Origin of the sequence: Methylocystis bryophila, assembly GCF_027925445.1 — a bacterium.
Classification (GTDB): domain Bacteria; phylum Pseudomonadota; class Alphaproteobacteria; order Rhizobiales; family Beijerinckiaceae; genus Methylocystis; species Methylocystis bryophila.
In genome coordinates this window covers 336,013-355,355 of record NZ_AP027149.1, presented here as the reverse complement: position 1 = coordinate 355,355, position 19,343 = coordinate 336,013, and the positions used below count along the sequence as shown (strand labels likewise).

Here is a 19,343-nt window from a genome sequence, read left to right as displayed (position 1 = left end):
GGCCTTGGCGCAGCGCATGGGGCTCGAAGCCCGCGAGCCCTGATGTCCCGCGAGAGCGCGACACGAAAAACGGGAACGGGTTTTTCGCGTGAATCGCGATCTAAGCTTTTGGAGCCGATCGCGTATTCGGCGTTCAGCCGGTTCGGATTGAGCGCAGGGTGGCTCAGGCTGGGCGCGGGAGGGGTTGGCGCTTCTCTTCGACCGCGGAGCGCCCGGCGGTTCGCGCCGTCGACAAGATGCGCCGCTCCGATCCCTCCAGAACGACAGCCGTCAGGATCGAGCTCGCGAAAGCGCCCGTGTCGACGTTGATGCGGCTTGCAAGCAGCTCGGGCTGATCCACGGGCGTGTGCCCATGCACGATGACCCTGTCCCAGCTGCCCCGGAAGGCCAGAAACTCCTCGCGGATCCAGAGCAGGTCGCGCGGCGACTGCTCATCGAGAGGCGTGCCGGGCCGGACGCCGGCGTGGCAAAAGAAATAGTCTCCGGAAGTCGTGTAATATTCGGTCTCGCGAAGAAACTCCTCGTGCGAGCGCGGTAGGCGCTCCAGGAGGCTGTCTCTCATGCCTTCGTAACCCAGGCCGCGCATGGCGGGCAGGACGTCAATTCCATAGGAATGCAAGGTCTCCAGGCCGCCATAATTGCGCCAATTCTCGAGAACGGCGGGTTCGAGGAGAAAATTGAGCATGACTTCTTCGTGGTTTCCTCTGAGGGCGAGGAATTCCGTGGGGAAATCCCGGCGCGCCAGCCGATCCACCACCCCGGCGGAGTTCGGCCCGCGATCGACATAGTCGCCGAGGAATATCGTGAAGGCCAGCGCCGGCGCGTCCCTGAGATCGGCTTCGATGCGGCGGGCGAGCGAGTCCAGCAGGTCGAGACGCCCATGGACGTCGCCGATCGCATAGATGCGCAATCCCTCGGGGAGGGCGGCGGGTTTTCGCTTCTCGGGAGAAAGCATGCGCGCGAAGCTCAGAAGCGTCATGGATTGACTCGGAGACCTCTCTCGTAGAAACCCATCGTCATCCCCTCTCGTTCAGAGGAGTCGGCGGCCCATCCAATTATAAAATAAATATTGTCTTCAGCGTTTCCTACTAGACCGGGTTTCCACCCGACGCAACCGGCTCTCCGCCTCGAAGCGAATCGCCGCAATCGAAGGTCGCGGACGGGGATCGCCGCGGCTGCGTTGCGTCTCTTGGGGAAAATCCCATGTTTTCATAAGCTTTAAGCGCCTTTGCGCCCGCCGGACGCGTCGCGTTCTCGCCACACGGTCGCTAATTTTATGCGTTAGAAAAGAGGTTGTCCCACCCCCCGGTAGCGGATAGCTGCGCCCACGAATTGGATCGGATGCCGACATGCGATTGCGCGCCCCAACATCGAAGACCAAGCACCGCGCGAAACTGGCTCCTTTCGACGTCCTCTGGGCGATAGCGGCCCCCTTCCTGGCGCTTGCGCTTCGCGATTTCTCCATCATCGAGGAGAGCGATGCTTTCGGGGATTTCGGCCCGGCCTATCAATATGCTTTTACAACCATGTTTTTCGCCTTCCTCTCCTTCCTGGTGTTTCGCATCAGCGACGGCATGAGCCATCTGTTTTCGGTTCATGACGTCCTCGCCGTCTGCGGGGCCGTGGCGACGACCGTCGCCTCCAGCAGCATGACGCTGTTCGTGCTGACCCGGATGGAGGGCGTGCCTCGCTCGACGCCCCTGATCTACGCCCTTGTGCTCGGCTCGGGCTTGATCCTCGCGCGCACCATGGCCAGGGTCTTCCACACGGGGACGAGCAGAAACGAGGAGCCTGAGGAGGCGGCGAGCCTCATGCCCCGGCATGTGCGGCGCGTCCTGCTCATCGGCGCCGATCGCTTCGCCGCTGCGGCGATCAAGCTCGTAAACTGCCAACGGCCGCGCACGACTCTGGTTGTCGCGGCGCTCGATCCGCGCATAAATTTTCACGGCCGCGCGATGAGCGGGGTGCAAATCGTCGGCCGGGTTGAGGAGCTGGAGGAGGTCGTCGACGAATACCAGGTCCACGGCGTCGAAATCGACGAAGTCTGGCTCTCGGACGACGCCGCCGCGCTGCCTCCCCTGGCCCTTGAGCGCCTTGGCGAGCAATGTCAGACCCGCGGCTTGAAATTGAAGAGCGTCGCCGCGGCGCTCAATCTGGAGCCGATCGTGCAAGAGCAGCCTTTCGTCGAGGAGCCCGCGCCGGTCAGCGAGATCGAATTGGCCGAATATTTCAAGCTGAAGCGCGTCATGGACGTCATCGCCTCGGCCAGCCTGCTGATCGCCCTCGCGCCGCTCGCGATGATCGCGGCCGGTCTCGTGCTCTACGACGTCGGGGCGCCCATCCTGTTCTGGCAGCAGCGCATCGGCCGCAACGGCCGCAAGTTCCTGCTTTACAAATTCCGCACCTATCACGCGCCCTTCGATCGAAGGGGAAATAAGCTTGCCCCCGAGGACCGCCTTTCGCGCCTGGGGCGCGCCGTCCGGGCGGGACGCTTGGACGAGATTCCGCAGCTGCTGAACGTCCTCGTCGGCGACATGTCGCTCATCGGGCCACGACCGCTGCTGCCCATAGACCAGCCGTCCGATCCCCGCCTGCGCCTTTCCGTGCGCCCGGGGATCACCGGCTGGGCGCAGCTCAACGGCGGAACCCTCGTCACGCCGGAGCAAAAGGACGCGCTCGACGTCTGGTATATCAAGCACGCCTCGCTTGCGCTTGATTTGAAGATCGCGATCCGGACGGTGCTGTTCTCCGTCACCGGCGGCGAGAAAATGAATCACGCGGCGGTGGAGGAGGCGGTCCGCTGGCTAGAGATATTCCACGCCGAAGCCGGGGCGTCGACGAACGCGCTTCCCGGCGCCGACCTGCGTCCGGCGGCGGAATAGGATTTCGGCTGCGATCTCGCTTCGCGTCGACTCCGCCTGAACGCAGCGCGATTTACACGTAGCCGCGATAGGCCTCGACGTCGGCGGGCTGCCCGACGCTGATCCCCGACACGTTCGGGTCGATCCGCTTCAACAGGCCTGCGAGCACTTTTCCGGCGCCGCATTCGACGAATTTCGTCACGCCAGCGCCCGCCATGTAGAGCACGCATTCGCGCCAGCGCACCGTGCCGGTGACCTGCTCAACGAGGAGCCGCCGGATGTCCTCGGGCTCCTCGACCGCGGCAGCCGTCACATTGGCGACCACGGGAACGATGGGACGCGCGATCGCCGCGCCCGCGAGGGCCTCGCGCATCGCCTCCGCGGCGGGCTGCATCAGCGCGCAATGGAAGGGCGCGGAGACGGGCAGCGGCACGGCGCGCTTGACGCCCTGCGCCTTCGAAATCTCCATGGCCTTTTCCACGGCGGGTTTGGCGCCCGAAAGCACGACCTGCCCGCCGCCATTGTCATTGGCGACCTGACAAACCGCGCCGGCCGCGTCTGCGGCCTCCTTGGCGATGGCCTTCGCGCCCTCGAGCTCGACGCCGATCAGCGCGGCCATGGCGCCCTCGCCGACGGGAACCGCCGCCTGCATCGCCGCGCCGCGTAGCCGCAGCAGTCGGGCCGCGTCCGCGATGGTGAGCGCGCCCGCCGCGCAGAGCGCCGAATATTCGCCCAGCGAATGGCCGGCGACGAATGTCGCCGCTTTGGCGAGATCAAGCCCGGCTTCGCTTTCCAGGACGCGCAGGGCTGCGAGCGAGACGGCCATCAGCGCCGGCTGCGCATTGGCCGTGAGCGTCAGCTCGGCCTCCGGTCCTGCGAAAATGATCTGGCTGAGCTTTTCGCCGAGCGCCGCGTCCACCGTGTCGAAAACCTCGCGCGCCGGGGCGAATTGATCCGCGAGCGCCTTCCCCATGCCGACCGTTTGAGAGCCCTGTCCCGGAAAAATATAGGCCGTCGCCATTCATTCCTCTCTTCTTGATGTCGCGTCGCAGTGGCGAAAACGGCGCGGCGAGTCAAGGCTCGGCTTGGAGAGCGTCGGGCGAGCCGAGCGATGTCGCGGGCACTTTGAAGGGCTTCAAGAACGAATCCTCGACTGCGCGCAAATGCTCTAAATGCACCGCCGCCAGATCCGCCAAGCGCCGCTCGCCGGCTGCCGTGATCACCAGCAGCGATTTGCGACGATCGTCACTGTCGCTCTCTCGCCGGACAAGCTTCCCGGCCTCGAGGCGCGAAACGAGCTCGGCGGCGCTATGATGGCGGATCATGAGTTGGTTGGCCAATTCGCCAACAGTAATGGGGGAATTGGAATTGAATGTCTTGATGACAAGTAGCGCTTGGTACCACTGCATCGTGACTCCTTGCGCCGCCGCAGCCTGTTCGCTGAAGGCCAAAAATTTTCTAAGCGTCGCGCGAAATTCCGCAAGAGCCGCAAGTTCGGCGTCCGTCGGCCGCGGACGAGCGCTTTTTGCGGAGGCTGTTCCTGGCCTTGATTGACTCACGAGGTCACCGTCTTTGTCCTGTTCGATCGTCGCACTTCGATTGCAGGTCCTATTCCTGTTGGGAGTCTGTCGCCTTACGACGTTAAAGTATCTCCTGCGGGGACACAAATAGGAGATATCGCCGAAATTCCCGTTCGCGCGGGGCAGCGAGTCACGAAACCGGTAACGCCGCTCGCCGCCGACCTCATAGGAAAGAGGTGTAGCGCTTGCGTTGTGTCGTTACACGACGTATAAACGTCGTGTTGCGACATTGGTTGCGCTCTTGCGCGGTCACGCCTGCAACATGAACGAATCTGGGTAAAAACGCCTATCGGCCTGATTTGAATGAGTTCACCGTCCCTAAAAAAGAACGACTGCGAACGGGCAACTCAAACGGGATGAAATTGGAGGGAAGCGACCCATGAGCCGGGAATTTCTAGCTGCGATGGTTTTTGCAACTTTAGCCTTCGTCGGGCAGGCGCATGCGCATGGCGGCGTGAGCATCGACCAGGGTCAGTGCGTCATGAAGATCGGGCCTGACACGATGAGCTTCACCGGCTATCAGCCGCAGAAATCGCGCGAGCAGTTCTGCGACGACATCCCCGACGTGGGCTCAACCATCATCGTGCTCGACGCGCAGCAGGACGAGCTGCGGGACATGGCGCTCGACATTCGCGTGCTGCGCAACGTCGGCCAAAAGGACGACAATCAGAACCTTGAAGCGAACACCGAAGTCTATGTGCCGCCGAAGAAGTACAAGACAGGCACCCTGAATTTCGAGTATAATTTCAAGGACAAAGGCAATTTCATCGGCTTGGTCACGGCCAAGAGCGACGACGGCTCCAAGGTCTATGTCTCGCGTTTCCCCTTTGCGGTCGGCGAGACCGCAAGCAAGGATTTCACCATCTACGCCTTCTTCTCGGTCCTCGGCGTGGCCGCGTTCGGGCTCTGGTACCGCCACGTGCTTCACAAGGGGAAGTCGAAGCCCGCCGCTTGAGGAAGCCTCTTGGTTTCCAGCGAGCGAGCCCGCTGAAAGCGACCAGCCTTTTGCAAAACTGTTCGCTCGCAGCTCCACGCCCTCACGCGCAATCCGCCGAGAAGTCCTTATTCGTCCTCAGCCTGCGCTCGCGTTGAGGTCGCCAAGCAAAGCCGCCCCGCTCCGCCAACGCAAAGACTCGAGCAGAATACGACACATGCGAGACAACGGACGAGCCACGCCAGGATCTACGCGTCGCGGAGTCATGCGCGCGCTTCTCCTCGGCGGCTTATGCCCCTCAATCACGGCGCGCGCCCTGACGTCGTCGTCCGTCGCGGACAATGTGCATCGGTTCAATTTCGCCGAGGTCGTCCGACGCGCGCGCGAACTTGCTTTGACGCCCTTCGACGGGGCGTTGCGGCGCCTTCCGCCGGGGATCGACTCTCTGGATTTCGACTCCTGGCGCGACATTCGCTTCAGGCCGGATCGCGCAATTCCGCTTGACGCAGCTAAATCCTATCGACTCGAGACCTTCCACCTCGGCTTCCTTTACAAGCGGGCGGTCGCGATCAATCTCGTCGAGAAGGGGATCGTCACGCCGCTGCTCTACTCGCCGGGTTGCTTCGATTACGGACGCGTCAAGCTGAACAAGCCCTTGCCGTCCGACACGGGTTTTGCGGGCCTCAGGCTGCATTATCCACTCAACGATCCGCGTGTATCCGACGAGCTGATTTCCTTTCTCGGCGCAAGCTATTTTCGCTTTCTCGGACGGGAACAGCAGTATGGGCTTTCCGCGCGAGCCCTCTGCGTCGAAGCCGGAACCTCCGAGGAGAGTTTCCCATATTTCCGCGAATTTTGGCTTGAGGTTTCTGAAGAGGGCGAAGGCCGCGCCACAATTTACGCTCTGCTCGACGGAGAGGCGGCGACAGGCGCCTATCGCTTCGACGTCGCGCCTGGCCAGCAAACCACGCTGGATGTGGCGGCGACGCTCTTCCCGCGTCGCGCAGGCGTCAAATTCGGTCTCGCGCCGCTGACCTCGATGTATCTGACCGGCGAAAACGATCATCGCGTGCGCGACGGTTTCCGCGACGAGCTGCACGATTCCGACGGTCTCCTCATGCTGACGGGCGCTGATGAGTGGATCTGGCGTCCCCTTTCCAACCCTTCTTCTGAAAGGACGACCTCCTTCACCGACAAGAGCGTGAAAGGCTTCGGCCTCATGCAGCGCGACCGCATCTTCGAATCCTACCAGGACTTGGAGCTCGCCTATGAGTCGCGTCCGAGCTATTTCGTCGAGCCGAAAGGCGATTGGGGCGCTGGGCGGGTGGAGCTGATCGAGCTCTCCACGCCGGACGAGAGCAACGACAACATCGTCGCGAGCTGGACGCCGAAGACTCCGCCGGCGCCTTTGCAGCCCTTCTCTTACGCCTATCGCCTGACGGCCTCTCTCGACGACCGGAGCTTGTCGCCGAGCGGGCGGGTCGTGAACACCTTCACGGCGCCCGCGCGCGCGCTGGGCTCCGCAGAAAAGGCGCGCCCGGGCGCGTGCCGATTTCTGGTTGACTTCGCAAGAGGCGACCTCGCCTACTACTTGACGGATCCCAGCGAGGTCGAGGCCGTCGCGACGGCGACGAAGGGCGTCATTCTGCGATCCAGCGTCGTCGCCAATCCGCATATCGAGGGCCTGCGCGCCATGTTCGACGTCGCCGTAGCGCCCGGGGCAACGAGCGACCTTCGCGTCTATCTGCGCGCGGGCGCTCGGTCCCTGACGGAAACCTGGACGTTCCCCTGGACCGCGCCGGCCCTGCAGACGTCGCCACAGACGCTTGCGGCGGACAGGCCGGACGGGCCCGATCTACAAGCAGCCACACTCTCTCAGCAGCCCATCCGAAATTAGAAGGTTGTCATCATGAACAGCTTCAGGCTTGTCGCTTCGATCGCATCGGTCCTCTTTCTCGCGACCGCGCCGGCGCGCGCCTTCTGCTTGTTCGGCTGCGAGCCGACGAACGACGATGCGCGCAAGGTCTTCGAGAATTTGATCCATAAGAAGTTCGATCCCGACGCCCAAATTCAGAACTTCGACGTGACGCGCTTCTGGCGCCTCGATGTCGAGGGCGCGGGACACGCCGGCGTCGAATTTTACTTCACGGCGAAGGTTTTGTTTCCCAAGGGCGCAAACCTCGATTGCAAGCCGGAGGGTCCCGATAACGCCGTGAAATCCGGCTGCTCCGCGAGCACCTATTATTCCACCACGATCCAAAACAAGATGATCACGGATCGGCAATACATCGAACCGGGAAAGGTCATCGAGTTCAAGGACGAGACTCGGTTCGACGAGAGCGGCGGTCGTTGGAAAGGCCAGGACGGAAACAGCTACTAAAGTTCAGCTTTTCCTCGCCGCAAGCTTCAGAGAACGTGGCCGCATCCAGCGCGAAGCCGAGAGGCTTCGTGAACGGAGAAGGATTCCTTTCGTGCATGCGAACATGCAGGAAATCTGTCTGGTGATAGCGCTTGGCTGCCTTCTCTTCATCCTTCGTGGCCCGCTCTAGCGCGCCATGAATTAGGCGGTTGCGCGCGCATCCCCGCGCTTCGCCTTCAACGACTGGGGATGCTCGCAGGAGAAGAAGAATGGCTAAGAGAGACACCGCGAAGATTTTGAAGCAACTCGCTTGGTTCGTAGGCGGGATTGGAATTCTTGTTTCGCTCGTCGTCTTGGCGCCGATGATCTCACACGGCGGTTAAAGCTCCTCGGCGCGCGAGGTCATACGCTTGCGCGCCGACAATGTTGGTCTTAAATTTTCACTCTAAGCCATATCCCGACACCAGCGCTCGAGGTGAAAGATCCAAGGCGCTCGCAGCAAGCGCCGCTTCGAGAGAGGCGTCGATCGCCGTTCAAGCGAGAAAGCGGTGGCTCCGACGCAAGTCCCGGCGTAAAGGAGGGTTCTCCTCCAATTCCGCCCAGCAGGCTCCATGACCCTTCCGCCGCCCGCCGCCGTGATCGGCGTCGTCACCGCCTCCGACCGCGCCAGCGCCGGGATCTATGAGGATGAGAGCGGGCCGGCGATCGAGGCCTATTTCCGCAAGGTGCTGACCACCCCTTTCCGGATCGAGCGGCGCGTCATTCCCGACGGCTTCGAGAGCGTGCGCGACACATTGATCGAGCTGGCCGACGCCGTCGGCTGCGATCTCATCGTGACGACCGGCGGCACAGGGCCGGCGCCGCGCGATCTCACGCCCGAGGCGACGCTCGCCGCCGCGCCGCGCGAATTGCCGGGCTTTGGCGAGCTGATGCGCAAGGTCTCGCTGGAGCAGGTTCCGACGGCCATCCTCTCGCGCCAGCTTGCCGCCCACCGGGGCAAGTGCCTTGTCGTCAATCTGCCGGGGAAGCCCGCGGCCATCGAGCTCTGCCTCAACGCGGTGATGCCCGCCATCCCCTATTGCCTCGATCTCATCGGCGCCGCCTTCATCGACACGGATCCTGCTGTTCTCAAATCTTTTAGACCAAAGCTGAAATAAATTGTCGGCAGGCGGGGAGAAGGCTGCCTGTACGGGTAGGCTTTGGCCGCCGACTTCTCAGCGGCCGGAGGCCCCTGTATAGAGGCGCTCTTCGCGGGACGCCGGTTCGTCGCTCTCGCCCAAAAAGGGAATCTCGCTGGAGGCGATTGGATGAACGATTTGCGGTTGGTCGTGATGGGGGCAGCCGGCCGGATGGGTCGGATGCTCGTTCAGACGATCCCCGACACCCTGGGCGTTCGGCTGACCGGCGCCCTGGTGCGCCCCGCCTCGCCCATGCTCGGGATGGACTCGGGAAAGATGGTCGGCGCCGAGGCGAATGGCGTCCTAATTTCCGCCGATCTCGGCGCAGCCCTCGCCGACTGCGACGTCCTCGTCGATTTCTCGACGCCGCAAGCCAGCATCGCCCTGTGCGAGCGGACCGCAGCAACAGGGATCGCCCATGTCCTCGGCACAACGGGTTTTTCGGAGGAGGATCTCGCGGTCGTCGCCGCCTGCGCGCAGAAGACGGCGATCGTTCGCTCCGGCAATATGAGCCTCGGCGTCAATCTCCTCGCGGCGCTTGTGGAGCGCGCCGCCCGCACGCTCGGCCCCGCTTGGGATGCGGAAATCATCGAGATGCATCATCGGATGAAGGTCGACGCGCCGTCAGGGACGGCCTTGCTGCTGGGCGCGGCGGCCGCGCGGGGTCGCGGCGTCAACCTCGCCGACCACAGCGCCCGCGGGCGCGACGGCATCACGGGGCCGCGCAAGACGGGCGACATCGGCTTCGCCAGTCTCCGCGGCGGCACGGTCATCGGCGATCACAGCGTCATCTTTGCCGGCGCCGGCGAGCGGATCGAGCTTTCCCACCGGGCCGAGGACCGCGGCGTTTTCGCGCGGGGAGCGCTCGCCGCGGCGCTCTGGACGCGCGACAAGCCGCCAGGGCTCTATTCCATGGCCGACGTGCTCGGCCTTTCCGGCGAACCCTAAGCGAGGATAAGAACGACGATGAACCGCACCCTCGTGCTCGTCCGGCATGGCGAAAGCGAATGGAACGCCAAGAACCTCTTCACCGGTTGGAAGAATCCGGATCTGACGCCGAAAGGCGTCGAGGAGGCGCGTCACGCCGGCCGGCAATTGCGGGAGCGCGACATTCTTTTCAGCATCGGCTTCACGTCGGCGCTGCTGCGCGCGCAACGCACCCTCGACCTCATGTTGAAGGAGCTCGGCCAGTCAAATGTCTGGACGGTCAAGGACCGCGCCCTCAACGAGCGTCATTACGGCGATCTCTCCGGCCTCAACAAGGACGAGGCGCGAGAGAAATGGGGCGAGGAGCAGGTGCGCCTGTGGCGACGTTCCTACGACATTCCGCCGCCGGGCGGCGAGAGCCTCAAGGACACGGTCGCGCGGGTCTTGCCCTTCTACTGCCAGCACATTCTGCCGCCGGTGCTGCGCGGCGAGCGCGTGCTCGTCGCCGCCCATGGCAATTCGCTGCGCGCGCTGGCCATGGTGCTGGATAAGCTGACGCCGGACGAGGTCCCGGGTCTCGAGCTCGCGACCGGCGTGCCGCTGATCTACACGCTCAACGCGGATTCGACCGTTGCGTCGAAGGAGCTGCTGAAGTGACGCGAGCTGCGGCGGCCCGATTCTGAGCGCGCTCGCTATCCGCGAGCCGCCCGCGAGGGCGCCGGAGTGCGATTCGCCTCTCGCTCGGCGTGAATCTTTTTCGATCGGCGCTTTTGCAGCCAGCGGATCACGCCCGTGACGAAGAGAAGCGGGCAGGCGAGGCCGGTCAGGCACACGAGAATCCGCCCTGTCCAACCGAAGGCGCGCCCCGAGTGGAGCGGCCACTGCCACTGCATGAAGACATCGCCGGCCGTTCCCGTGGCTGGGTCCCGCATCCCCAAAACCTCCGCCGAATATTGGTCGATCAGCACGCATCGCGTGCCGATGAAGCGGCTAAGCTTTTCGATCTGGTTCCGGCATATGCTGTAGACGCCCGACTCGTCGGCGGGAAAGCCGATGTTGACCAACCGTCCTTCCGGGAAGTTTCGGGCTGCCGCGTCGACCGCCACGTCGAAGGAAATGCGCGGACGCCCATTCGCGGCGCCGGACTTGACCTCATCCTTCTGCACGGCGCTCAACGGCGCGACCCGGTCGACGATCGAGACGAATTGCTCGTGCAAATTCATCGAGACGCCGGAGATCAGCACGGCGAGCATGACGAGCGCCGTGTAGACGCCGCCGAGCTTATGCAGGTCGTAATTCAACCGCTCGCCCTTCGCGCCGCGTTTCAGCGTCAGGGCCTTGACCCACTTGCCCGGCGTCGGCCACCAGAGATAGACGCCGGTCAGCGTGGACACGACGAGCAGGATCGCGGCGATTGCCACCACGACTCCATTATCCCCGGCGATGTCGTAGAGCAGCAGCGACCAGTGCAATTGATAGAGGAAGCTCATCAGGCTGTGATGCTGCACGCCCTTCTTCGACCAATAGACTTTGTCGCCGAGGAGCTTGGCGTTGTACGGATCGATACAGAGGCGACGCGTGTCGCCTGTCGCGGGGTTTTCGTAATAGATTTTGTAGCAGCCGCTTTCATTGCGCGGATAGGCGACGCCCCCCGCCTTCGCGCCCGCCGGCAGCGCGGCCTGAAGCGTTGCGCGGATCTCGGAGAGCGGGCGGAACGCCGCCTCGCCCTCCGGCGGCGGCGCCGAGGTGAACATCGCCGGCTCCAGCCATTCGTCAATCTCCTGCCAGAAGACGAGGAGACTCCCCGTCAGGCCGATGACGACGAGCATCGAGCCCGCAACGAGGCCGATATAGAGATGGATGTCGAGCCACAGGCGCCGTTGCGCCTTCAGGCGTTCGCGCCGTTTCTGCTCTGGCGCGAGGTTGAGTGAAGCGCTTGAAGACATGCGTCGGCCTCCTCGAAAGCGAGAAGCGACCGGCCCGCCGGAGCCGGTCGTCTCGTGAACGTCACCAGTCGAGCTTCACCATCCCGATGAAAGTGCGCGGCTTTCCCATGAACGCGAATTGATAAGCGTCGCCATGATCCCAGTAGCGCGTGTCGCTCAAATTCTTGATATTGAGCTGCACCGTCAGCTTATGCCCGCCGATCAGCGTGCGATAGCCGCCCATCATGTCGAATTTGACATAACCCGGCATCACCCAGGTGTTGGCGAGATCGCCCCAGCGCCAGGACATCGCATAGACGCCGAAGCCGAACTCGAACCCTTCAGGCTGCTTGGGGGCCGTGTCCCATTTTGCCCAGATGTTGCCGACATGCGGCGCCGCGCCCTCGAAGCGCCTGTTGGCTCCGCCATTGTCGCCGTCGTCGATGACCTTGACCGGATTGAAAGTGTAGCTGCCGATGATGTTGAGGTTTTCGGTCACTTGACCGGAGGCGTCGAACTCGACGCCGCGGCTGTTGACCTTGCCGACGGGAATGCTGAACATCGGATTGCTCGGGTCCGGCTCCAGCACGTTCATCTTCGTCAGGTCGAAGAGCGCTAGAGTGGTCAGGAACCTGCCTTCCAGCCATTCCCTCTTCACGCCGACTTCCCATTGCTTCGCCTTTTCCGGCGGCACGGCTCTTCCGTCGGCGGTGACGGAAGAGTTGTTGGATCCGGTCGAGCGCACATAGGAGCCGTAAATCGACGTTCGGTCGTCCATCTTGAAGAGCGCGCCGACGCGGGGCGACACGGGTATGCGGTCGCTGTAAGTCTTGAGAGGATAGCCCGTGCAGTTCGGCCAGCAGTCGGCGCCGCTATAGCCGTAATCCTTCGAGTACTGCTGCGGCGCTTCGTCGTAACGTCCGCCGAGCAGCAGATGCACGCGGTCTTCCAGGAACGAGACATCGTTTTGAACATAAGCGCCGAAATCTTGCCAGCGTGAGCGCCAAAGCGTGTTGTTGCGAGATGTGTCAGCGAGATAGTGGAGGAGCGGCGAGGGGATGCTGGTGTACGGGGACCAGACGTTGAGAGCGGGCCAAGGCAGGTTAAACCCGTAATCGCCGACCCAGTCGTCCTGATATTTGTACCAGTCGAGGCCGGCGAGGATTTTGTGTTTCAACGGCCCGGTCTCGAACTCGCCATGCAGGTCGAGATTGGTGGAGAGAATGCCGCGGCTCAAGGGGTTATTGAGGAACTTGCGCGTCAGCCACGTGCCGTCGAAGCCGCCCCAATTGCCCAAGCCGTCCTGATTCTCGTGATCGTCGATGTAATGCAGCCGGTTCGTGATCTTCCACTGGTCGTTGAAGTGATAGGTCCAGTCGTAGAAGAACAACGTTCTATGGATCACGTAAGGGAACTCGTTCCACATGACGGGATCGCCGACGGAGAAATTACGGGGGAGGGGCGTCGGACGATCGTTGTAGCCGGGGATAACCCAGGGCTTGCCGTTCGCGTCCGACATCAGATTGACCGGGAAGGCGCCGAGACCCTCCGCATTGGTCAATTTCTTTTCATAGTGCTCGAACTGAACATTCGACTCGAAATTCTGGGTCGGTAGGAACGTCAGGAACAGCGCCGCCGCGCCATTGTCGTGATGCTCATAGTCCGTGAAGGAGTCGGCGCGGTCATAGACGGCCATGAAACGATAGAGAACGGTCTTGGCCTCGTCGACCGGGCCGGTGAGGTCTACGCTCGAGCGCGAGAGGCCCCAACTGCCGACCTGAGTCTGCGCCGTTTGGCTCGCTTCTTCCCTCGGCTTCTTGGGAACGATATTGATCAGGCCGCCCGGCTCGATGCGGCCAAAGAGCATGGAGGCCGGCCCTTTGACGACCTCGACGCGATCCGTGAAGGCTGGGTCCTCCGCGCCGATGATGCCTTCCATCTTCAGCGTGTCTCGATAGGTCGCGCCATAGCCGCTGTTGAAGCCGCGGATGCGATACTGATCGTAGAAGGCGCCGGATTGCGCCTGCACGCCCGAGACATTCTGCACCGCTTCCAAAATGGTCAGATCCTGCTGGTCCTGGATCACCTCATGCGGGACGACCTCGACGGCTGCGGGCGTGTCGAGGATTTTCGTGTTGGTCTTCGTCGCGCCGAAGGTCGTTGAGCGCGTGTAGCCTGTCTCCTTCTGCGGATCGAAGCGCTGCGACCCCCGACGGGGGTCCGGCCGACGCAGGACCCGGCGCAGCGGCGGCGGGGTCCGCGGGCAAAGCGATTTGCGTGCGGGAGCGCCCTCCCCGCGCGCGCGCGGCCGTCGATTTGGCGTGGACAGGCTTGGCGAGGCCGACGTCCAGGGTGGGCAGGCTCTGCTGGGCCTCCGCCACCGAAGAGAGCGCGACGATCCATAGGGCGGCCGCAGACGCGCCGCGCCTTAGGTTTAGGCAAGACATGGGAAATGCTCCTGATACGGCGGTTTTGCGCCGTGAGACCGGTGAGGGGGCTGCGACGCGGCTTCGCCGCGCGGGGTCGGGTCAGGAGAGGGCGGGAGGCGCGCGCGCACGCCCGGCGCCGGCGCGGGCTTCGCGCTTCAGCGCCGACGGCTCAGTGTGACCAAGAAGCGCCAGTATGAGTCGAGGCGCGAACTCGATGCGGAAAGAGCCCGAGAGGATTGGCGTGTCGGTCCAGCCGTTGTCGTCGTCACGGAGACAGCAGACCGCGCAATGGCTGGAGCCGTCCCGATCGTGCCCCGGCGACCCGGTCTGCTGCGTGCGACAGGTCGTGTCGGCCGCTGCAACGCCGAGCTTTGCGGACGCGGCCTGCGCCGGAAAGGGGCCGGTCGGCGCGAAGACGCCAAGGGCTTGCAGCGTGAGCAGCAGGGCCACGCAACGCGCGACGAGGCTCAGAAGCCTCGATGCTCGATGTGAACCCTCTCGCCGCGTCATCGTTTCAAACCTTCTCGCTCCCCGCGACCTTACTGCCCCAGATACAATCTCATGGGCCTCTCCCGGCGCGCGCGCATTCAAATTTGTCTGGGTTGTGACATTTTGGCCACAAGAAGCGCGAAGCGTTTGCAGTTTTCCGCGCGGAGGCTCAAGCTGCGTGGCTTAAAGAGAGTCCATCGGGGTTGGGGCCACCTGCCGCCGATGGCTCTCCGTCTGTGGAGCGGCGGCCATGCGAACACTATTGGTTGAGGATCAGGCGAGTCTTGCGCATCAGTTGGAGCGGCGGCTGAAGCGCGCCGGCTATTGCGTGGACCATGTAGAGACGCTGCGCGAAGCGCGCGAGGCGCTCGTCGACAATCCCTATTCCGTCGCTCTTCTCGACCGCCGTCTGCCGGATGGCGACGGACTGTCGCTCATCTCGACGATTCGCCGGCAGTTGCCGGACTGCCGCGTGTTGATGCTGACGGCGCTCGAGGCGGTCGACGACCGCATCGCTGGTCTCGACGCCGGCGCTGACGATTATCTCGTCAAGCCCTTCGATCTCGAGGAGATGATGGCGCGCATTCGCGCCGCATCACGGCGCAGCGGCGAGCCCACGCCGCCGGTGACGCTCGGCGCGCTGGCGTTTGACGGCGCCGGCCGCACCATCTCCGTGGCGGGAAAGGCCGCTCTGTTCCACAATCGCGAGCTGGCGCTGCTTGAATCGCTCCTTCGCCGCGCAGGGGTGATCGTGCGTCGCGAGACTCTGATGTCCGAGATCTGGGGCTTGGACGACGAGGTTCAGCCGCACGCATTGACCTTGCTCGTCGCCCGAGTCCGCAGCCGCTTGCAGCAATTGGGCGCCGGCGTGGAAGTCCATTCAGCGCGCGGCGTCGGCTATATGATCGCCGAGATCGAGAGCTGAGCGTGCCGCGGGGGCTCTCGCTGGCGCGCCGCGTCGTCTTCTACCTCGTCCTCGCGCAGCTCTTTGCTTTTCTCGTCGGCGCACTCGTCACGGCCGGGCTCAATTTTCTCCAGGTCGCCTATTTCGGCTGGTCGCTCGACGAGCTCGCCTTTGACCGAACCAGCGCGCTCGTCTCCGCATCCTTGGTGCGCGGAGACGATTCGGAGTTGCGGGTTCTGCCAAATGAGGAGCTGCGTCGCGAGACCTCGCGCGCGCCAAGACTGCAGTTTGCCGTCTTCGCCAGGGATCGAAAGCCTCTGCAGGGGTCCTCGCCTGAGCTGGCGGAGTTATTGGCGAAGGCTGGGCTTATTTCGATCAGTTCGATTCACTCGCACTTCGTTCTTCCGGGAGACGACCAGATGACCCCGCTGGGGCATCTCGAGCTCGTGCGAACGCCCTTTGGGCGGCTGCAAATTGCGACCTATCGGCAAAAATTCAGATGGGACGACATCGTGTTCGGCTTCATTGCCGATGAGTTCAAATGGAATATCGCCTATCTTTTTTCGGTTATCGTCATCTCCACAGGAACGGCCTGGTTCGCCGTGAGGCGCGGGCTCGAGCCGCTTCGCGCCACCGCGCGTCAGATGGAGACGCTCGATTTCGACTCCCTCAGCGATGGCGTCGTGGCCGCCGATGCGCCGAGCGAGATCCAGCCTTTCGTCGAGGCGATCAACGCGCTGCTCGCGCGGCTGGACGCGAGCGCCAGGCGGATGCGCCGCTACACCGCCAACGCCGCTCATGAGCTGCGCACGCCGCTCGCCATCTTGCGCGCGCGACTGCAAAATCCGCTCGAGCCCGGCTTCAGGCGCGAGATGGAGCGCGACGCGAGCCAATTGCAGGCGATCGTCGACCAGATCCTGATCGAGGCGCGGCTCTGCGAGAAACAAGTTTGCGCGAACGAGGACATTGACCTCAATGAATTGGCTTGGAGCGTCGTCGCCGGCCGCACGCCGCTCGCGATCAAATGCGGGCGCAATCTCGAATTCGAGGGCGCGCCGACAAAGGCGCAGGCGAAAGGCAATCGCCGCGCGATCGAATCGGTGCTCGCGAATATTATCGACAATGCGCTGCGCGCCGAGCCGGAAGGCGGGACGATCCTGACGCGCGTCACCATGGGTCCTGTCGTCGAGGTCGTCGACCATGGCGAAGGCGTCGCGGCGGCCGACCGCGAGATCATTTTCGAGCCCTTCTGGCGCAAGAGCGAGGCGTCATCCGGCGCGGGCCTCGGGCTCGCCATCGCGAAGGAGTTGATGGAGAGGCTCGGCGGACGGGTCTGGGTCGAGGAAACCCCGGGCGGCGGGGCGACGTTCAAGCTGCGCTTCGCGCAGGAATAGGCGAGCGTCGAGCGCGATGCGATATGATTTTCGCACAAGGCGTCGGTTTCCTGACTTGGCGTCCGGGCCTCCAGGGAGACTTTCGTCTCGTCAGGCGAAATTCAGTCGGGGCGCCGCAGGAGCGTCACTGCCGATCCCCTCGACGGGACGCCTCGCCGCTTTTTTCCTGCAATTTGAAATTTTGCCGCTGCTCGCCGCTACTGCCGCGAGCGGCGTGACGCGCGGCCGATTTGTCGGCCTCCTCTTCGCCCTCCAGCGGAAACGAAACTTTGAAGGTGGCTCCGCCGCCCGGGGTTTCCTCGATCCAGATGCGGCCGTCGTGCTTCTCCACAAGTTCCTTGGTGATGCTAAGGCCCAGTCCCGCGCCGTCGTAAGCGTCGCGCTTGCGCCAAAACGGCTCGAAGACCAGCGCGCGGTCTTCCGGGGCGACGCCTTCACCATGGTCGACGACCTCGAGCGTCGCATCGGCCGAAAGCCGCAGCACCACGGCTCCGCCGAGCGGTTCGGCGCGCAGCGCGTTGTCGATGAGGTTTGTGACGACGCTGCCCACCGCCTGCCGCGTTCCACGGATCCTGACCGGTGCGAACGATCCCTCGAACTCGATCTGCCTGCCGTTCTCCACGGCGAGCGGCGCGTAATCGGCGGCCTTGTCGCGGACGACCTCGGTCAAGTCGACCTTCTCGCCGCCTTCCTCGGTCGCAGCCCCTCTTGCGGCAATCCTCGCCGAAGCGAGAAGCTGCTCGCTGATCGCTTGCAGCTGCCGCAGACCGCGACGCATATCTTTGCGCAAATCCTCATCGCGCGGATTGTCGAGGCGCGCGCGCAGAGCGGCGATCGGTGTGCGCAATTCATGCGCCGCATTGGCCACGAAGCGCTTCTGCTGCGCAATCCCAGCGTCGAGACGCGCCAACGCGCCGTTCAACGCCGAGACGAGCGGCACGACCTCGACGGGAACGTTCTCCTCTGGAAGAAGAGCGTTGGAGGAATCGAGATCTATGCCGTCGAGCCGAGCGACGAGCTCTCGCAAGGGCGACAATCCACGATGTAGCAAAAACCATGAAGTCGTGGCGGCGAGCGCGAAAATCGGCAGCGACGGCCAACCTCCCGGCATCGACGAAAACCAGTCGAGGAACAAATAGACGAGATCATCCGAACGGTACTCGCCGCCCCACACGAGGATGATCACCGGACCCATATCGGTCTTTCTTCGCATCGCCATGGCGGAAAAGAGCGCGCCTGAATCGTTGCGTATTTGCAAATTCGCGGCGCGTACTTCGATCGGCCGACCGCATATCGGAGGCGGCAGAATTTTCAAAATCGAGAACCCTGTGAAATCCGGCAAGAAGCCCGGCAGCTCCTCGCATTTGTCGGCGTCCCAGACGGAAATGTTCAGATCGCGATCCCGCGCCAATCGCTGCTTGAGCTCAGGGATCGGCTCGAAGCGCCACGCGCCGTCCTGCCCGAGCAGGATGGATTTCTGGACCATCGACAAGAGGTGAGGATAGGAAAGCTCAGAGAATCTGAATTCGCCCCCGGATGTTACGCGATAGAAGCCGCTCCAAATGAAATAGCCCCAGGTCGGAACGGATCCGAGAAGCAGAACGAGCAATAACATCGAACCGAGCCTTGCCGACAGCGAAGGGTTGCGCCTCACGCCTTTTCCTCGGCGAGGAAATAACCCAATCCACGCGCCACATGGATATCGACCCCCGCGTTCAGCTCCTTCAGGCGAAGACGCAGTTGAGAGACAAGCCCGTTGAGATTGTGCGCCGTCAGATCTTCCTTCTCTCCCCAAATCTCATCGAACAGCGCCTCGCGCAGCACCACCCTCCCTGCTCGTCGCATCAAGGTCTCGAGAAGAATCGCCTCGCGCCTCTGCAGCACCACGATCGATTGACCGATTGCGAAGTCGCGAGTCGCGGGATCAAAACACAATCTGGCGAGCTTCATCAAAGGCTGCATCGCGCCCGCGGCGCGGCGTAGCGAGGCGCGGATGCGCGCCATGAGCTCGTCAGGCTCGAAGGGCTTGGTTACATAGTCGTCGGCGCCGGCGTCGAGCGACGCGACGATCTCATTCGTCTCGTCGATCGCGGTCAACACGAGAATGCACATCTTCGGCTGGGTGCGGCGCATGGCGGCCACCAGTGAAAGGCCGTCGCCGTCCGGCAGTCGCCGATCGACCAGCGCGACGCCATACTCCTGGAGCCTCACGATCTCGCGCGCATGATCGAGCGAATTGACGCAGTCGCAGGAGTATCCGCCGCGCGACAATTGCTCGGAGAGCTCCTGCGCCAGCTTCGAGTGGTCTTCGACTATGAGCACACGCATCCGGCGCCGCCCGGAGTTATGTTCGCCCGTTAATG

17 protein-coding genes are annotated in these 19,343 nt (G+C 63.3%); 9 read left to right on the top strand and 8 right to left on the bottom strand.

Annotation, left to right across the window (positions count from 1 at the left end; translation table 11 throughout):
- Window positions 1–163: 163 nt before the first annotated feature.
- Entirely contained in the window at window positions 164–979 is an 816-nt protein-coding gene (locus QMG80_RS01640; RefSeq protein ID WP_245300153.1) for a metallophosphoesterase family protein, read from the bottom strand.
- A gap of 370 nt (window positions 980–1,349) precedes the next feature.
- Between QMG80_RS01640 and QMG80_RS01635 the strand changes: the two genes are divergently transcribed.
- Entirely contained in the window at window positions 1,350–2,882 is a 1,533-nt protein-coding gene (locus QMG80_RS01635; RefSeq protein ID WP_085771233.1) for a sugar transferase, read from the top strand.
- A 52-nt stretch (window positions 2,883–2,934) separates the two neighbouring features.
- On the opposite strand, the gene fabD is transcribed toward QMG80_RS01635, so the two are convergent.
- The gene (fabD, locus tag QMG80_RS01630) at window positions 2,935–3,882 is read right to left on the bottom strand and encodes an ACP S-malonyltransferase (RefSeq protein ID WP_085771232.1); all 948 of its coding nucleotides are present in this window, start codon (window positions 3,880–3,882) and stop codon (window positions 2,935–2,937) included.
- A 52-nt stretch (window positions 3,883–3,934) separates the two neighbouring features.
- On the bottom strand, window positions 3,935–4,270 hold the full coding sequence (locus tag QMG80_RS01625; RefSeq protein ID WP_245300151.1) for a MarR family winged helix-turn-helix transcriptional regulator: 336 nt from the start codon (window positions 4,268–4,270) through the stop codon (window positions 3,935–3,937).
- A gap of 550 nt (window positions 4,271–4,820) precedes the next feature.
- Here QMG80_RS01625 and QMG80_RS01620 point away from each other — a divergent pair.
- From QMG80_RS01620 to QMG80_RS01595, 6 genes are all read left to right on the top strand, one after another.
- Window positions 4,821–5,396 carry a hypothetical protein gene (locus tag QMG80_RS01620; RefSeq protein WP_085771230.1) on the top strand — a complete coding sequence of 192 codons (576 nt, stop codon included), beginning with the start codon at window positions 4,821–4,823 and terminating at the stop codon, window positions 5,394–5,396.
- Window positions 5,397–5,640: 244 nt separating this feature from the next.
- Complete coding sequence (locus QMG80_RS01615) at window positions 5,641–7,272, top strand: OpgD/OpgG family glucan biosynthesis protein (RefSeq protein WP_085771229.1); 1,632 nt, start codon at window positions 5,641–5,643, stop codon at window positions 7,270–7,272.
- 12 nt (window positions 7,273–7,284) lie between these two features.
- Entirely contained in the window at window positions 7,285–7,755 is a 471-nt protein-coding gene (locus QMG80_RS01610; protein WP_085771228.1) for a hypothetical protein, read from the top strand.
- A 590-nt stretch (window positions 7,756–8,345) separates the two neighbouring features.
- Entirely contained in the window at window positions 8,346–8,891 is a 546-nt protein-coding gene (mog, locus tag QMG80_RS01605) for a molybdopterin adenylyltransferase (RefSeq protein ID WP_085771227.1), read from the top strand.
- Between the two features lie 150 nt (window positions 8,892–9,041).
- Window positions 9,042–9,860, top strand: coding sequence for a 4-hydroxy-tetrahydrodipicolinate reductase (dapB, locus tag QMG80_RS01600; protein ID WP_085773606.1), 819 nt, complete (start codon window positions 9,042–9,044; stop codon window positions 9,858–9,860).
- Window positions 9,861–9,878: 18 nt separating this feature from the next.
- Complete coding sequence (locus QMG80_RS01595) at window positions 9,879–10,496, top strand: 2,3-bisphosphoglycerate-dependent phosphoglycerate mutase (RefSeq protein WP_085771226.1); 618 nt, start codon at window positions 9,879–9,881, stop codon at window positions 10,494–10,496.
- A 35-nt stretch (window positions 10,497–10,531) separates the two neighbouring features.
- Here the strand turns inward: QMG80_RS01595 and QMG80_RS01590 are convergent, their stop codons facing one another.
- The 3 genes from QMG80_RS01590 to QMG80_RS01580 form a co-directional block, all read right to left on the bottom strand.
- Window positions 10,532–11,785, bottom strand: a complete 1,254-nt coding sequence (locus QMG80_RS01590) for a PepSY-associated TM helix domain-containing protein (protein WP_085771225.1) — start codon at window positions 11,783–11,785, stop codon at window positions 10,532–10,534.
- Window positions 11,786–11,846: 61 nt separating this feature from the next.
- Complete coding sequence (locus QMG80_RS01585) at window positions 11,847–13,850, bottom strand: TonB-dependent siderophore receptor (RefSeq protein ID WP_245300149.1); 2,004 nt, start codon at window positions 13,848–13,850, stop codon at window positions 11,847–11,849.
- Between the two features lie 442 nt (window positions 13,851–14,292).
- Window positions 14,293–14,643, bottom strand: coding sequence for a hypothetical protein (locus tag QMG80_RS01580; RefSeq protein WP_158658673.1), 351 nt, complete (start codon window positions 14,641–14,643; stop codon window positions 14,293–14,295).
- 289 nt (window positions 14,644–14,932) lie between these two features.
- Here QMG80_RS01580 and QMG80_RS01575 point away from each other — a divergent pair, with 289 nt between their 5' ends.
- Window positions 14,933–15,607: a response regulator transcription factor gene (locus tag QMG80_RS01575; RefSeq protein WP_085771222.1), complete on the top strand. Its 675-nt coding sequence runs from the start codon at window positions 14,933–14,935 to the stop codon at window positions 15,605–15,607.
- Window positions 15,608–15,609: 2 nt separating this feature from the next.
- A complete protein-coding gene (locus QMG80_RS01570) occupies window positions 15,610–16,980 on the top strand; it encodes a sensor histidine kinase (protein ID WP_085771221.1) in 1,371 nt (456 codons plus the stop codon).
- 124 nt (window positions 16,981–17,104) lie between these two features.
- Here QMG80_RS01570 and QMG80_RS01565 read toward each other — a convergent pair whose 3' ends face one another.
- Complete coding sequence (locus QMG80_RS01565; protein WP_158658672.1) at window positions 17,105–18,595, bottom strand: sensor histidine kinase; 1,491 nt, start codon at window positions 18,593–18,595, stop codon at window positions 17,105–17,107.
- Window positions 18,596–18,630: 35 nt separating this feature from the next.
- The gene (locus QMG80_RS01560) at window positions 18,631–19,308 is read right to left on the bottom strand and encodes a response regulator transcription factor (RefSeq protein WP_085771219.1); all 678 of its coding nucleotides are present in this window, start codon (window positions 19,306–19,308) and stop codon (window positions 18,631–18,633) included.
- Window positions 19,309–19,343 lie beyond the last annotated feature (35 nt).

Bases quoted from the DNA above. Each gene is read 5' to 3' on its own strand.
- QMG80_RS01590 (WP_085771225.1), bottom strand. From the start codon at position 11,785: ATGTCTTCAAGCGCTTCACTCAACCTCGCGCCAGAGCAGAAACGGCGC.
- QMG80_RS01560 (WP_085771219.1), bottom strand. From the start codon at position 19,308: ATGCGTGTGCTCATAGTCGAAGACCACTCGAAGCTGGCGCAGGAGCTC.
- QMG80_RS01610 (WP_085771228.1), top strand. From the start codon at position 7,285: ATGAACAGCTTCAGGCTTGTCGCTTCGATCGCATCGGTCCTCTTTCTC.
- QMG80_RS01615 (WP_085771229.1), top strand. From the start codon at position 5,641: ATGCGCGCGCTTCTCCTCGGCGGCTTATGCCCCTCAATCACGGCGCGC.
- dapB (WP_085773606.1), top strand. From the start codon at position 9,042: ATGAACGATTTGCGGTTGGTCGTGATGGGGGCAGCCGGCCGGATGGGT.
- QMG80_RS01640 (WP_245300153.1), bottom strand. From the start codon at position 979: ATGACGCTTCTGAGCTTCGCGCGCATGCTTTCTCCCGAGAAGCGAAAA.
- QMG80_RS01595 (WP_085771226.1), top strand. From the start codon at position 9,879: ATGAACCGCACCCTCGTGCTCGTCCGGCATGGCGAAAGCGAATGGAAC.
- QMG80_RS01620 (WP_085771230.1), top strand. From the start codon at position 4,821: ATGAGCCGGGAATTTCTAGCTGCGATGGTTTTTGCAACTTTAGCCTTC.
- QMG80_RS01635 (WP_085771233.1), top strand. From the start codon at position 1,350: ATGCGATTGCGCGCCCCAACATCGAAGACCAAGCACCGCGCGAAACTG.
- QMG80_RS01575 (WP_085771222.1), top strand. From the start codon at position 14,933: ATGCGAACACTATTGGTTGAGGATCAGGCGAGTCTTGCGCATCAGTTG.
- QMG80_RS01625 (WP_245300151.1), bottom strand. From the start codon at position 4,270: ATGCAGTGGTACCAAGCGCTACTTGTCATCAAGACATTCAATTCCAAT.
- QMG80_RS01565 (WP_158658672.1), bottom strand. From the start codon at position 18,595: ATGTTATTGCTCGTTCTGCTTCTCGGATCCGTTCCGACCTGGGGCTAT.
- fabD (WP_085771232.1), bottom strand. From the start codon at position 3,882: ATGGCGACGGCCTATATTTTTCCGGGACAGGGCTCTCAAACGGTCGGC.
- mog (WP_085771227.1), top strand. From the start codon at position 8,346: ATGACCCTTCCGCCGCCCGCCGCCGTGATCGGCGTCGTCACCGCCTCC.